Genomic DNA, 1,291 nt, shown 5'->3' with positions numbered 1-1,291 from the left:
GGTTCCCGTTCCCTGCTCCCGCGCCGCCGAAGCCGCTGCCTGTACCATCGCCACCCTGGCCTCCTACGCCCCCTTCATCCGCGACTACTTCGCCATCCCCGACACCCGCAAGGTCGTCTTCGGCATCTCCTTCGGCCACCCCGACACCACCCACCCGATCAACACCTTCCGCACCGCCCGAGCCCCCCTCGAGGACCAGATCACCTGGCACACCTCCTGACCCACCCCGCGGATCAAGATCACCACGCGCTGGTGGCGGCCGGCTCTCGACCGATGCTCGTGTCAGAGCGTGGTGATCAATTGTCCAGCGTGCGCGCGGTCATTCCGGGGCCCGCTTCGGGCTCGATGTCGCGGGCGGTGACGTCGGCCGCGCAGGTGTCGCAGGTCAGGTGGGTGTGGGCTTCGCCGGCGCACCCTCGGTGCCGGTATTCCACCGGTGGTCCGTCTGGTGCCATGTATGTGTCGCCCCAGTCGCGGACAGCCATCAGGATCGGATAGATGGCGTGGCCTTTCTCGGTGAGGCGGTATTCCTCGTAGACGCCGTCATCGGCCGGACGTTTCACCAGGATCTCGTGTTCGACCAGCCGATCGAGGCGGTCACGCAGCCGGCTTCGCGAAATACCGAGCGCGCTCTGGAACGCATTGAAACGGCGCACACCGGCGAAGCTGTACTTCAGGATCAGCAAGGTCCAGCGATCCCCGAAGATCACCAGCGGCCGCGTGATCGAGCACGGGACATCTGCGAGTTCCTCATAGCGCACCCTGCCATTATCCCCCGAACGAGCACGACAGCGGCGCGGTAGACCGGGTTCGTCCCCGCACCGACTGCCTGACCCAGCACGACGTCGGGCCCCGGGATCGATCTCCCAGGGCCCGAAGTTGTTGTGTCAGTTCAGATCACAGGGGGATGTTCTTGTGGTGACTCTTGCGGGCCGGAGCCGCCGCGAGGGCCGCGGCGATGATGCTGCGGGTCTTGGCGGGGTCGATGACCTCGTCGACGACGCCGATGGCGACGGCGCGTTCGACGCCGCCTGCGAGCTGCTCGTGCTCGGCGGTGAGGCGCTCGTGGAGGGCTTCGCGCTCGGATTCAGGGGCGGCGGCGAGTGCCTTCTTGTGCAGGATGCCGACGGCGGCCTTGGCGCCCATGACGGCGACTTCGGAGCCGGGCCAGGCGTAGACGGCGGTGGCGCCGAGGGCGCGGGCGTTCATCGCGATATAGGCGCCGCCGTAGATCTTGCGGGTCACCAGGGTGACGCGCGGAACGCGGGCTTCGGCGAAAGCGTGCAGCAGC

At 67.7% G+C, this 1,291-nt stretch carries 2 protein-coding genes and 1 pseudogene; 1 reads left to right on the top strand and 2 read right to left on the bottom strand.

What is annotated here, in order from left to right:
• A pseudogene (locus tag ACFWF3_RS36235) lies at window positions 1-220 on the top strand (nitroreductase); the annotation flags it as partial.
• A gap of 76 nt (window positions 221-296) precedes the next feature.
• Here ACFWF3_RS36235 and ACFWF3_RS36230 read toward each other — a convergent pair.
• Window positions 297-761, bottom strand: coding sequence for a winged helix-turn-helix transcriptional regulator (locus ACFWF3_RS36230; RefSeq protein ID WP_379318687.1), 465 nt, complete (start codon window positions 759-761; stop codon window positions 297-299).
• A gap of 136 nt (window positions 762-897) precedes the next feature.
• Window positions 898-1,291, bottom strand: a 394-nt coding sequence (locus ACFWF3_RS36225) for a carboxyl transferase domain-containing protein (RefSeq protein ID WP_379318685.1), incomplete at its 5' end; no start/stop codon positions are given.

The sequence above is a fragment of the Nocardia sp. NPDC060220 genome, from assembly GCF_042727815.1.
Classification (GTDB): Bacteria; Actinomycetota; Actinomycetes; order Mycobacteriales; family Mycobacteriaceae; genus Nocardia.
Note: the sequence above shows the minus strand (reverse complement) of the source record. Positions and strands in the feature narration are given on the sequence as shown.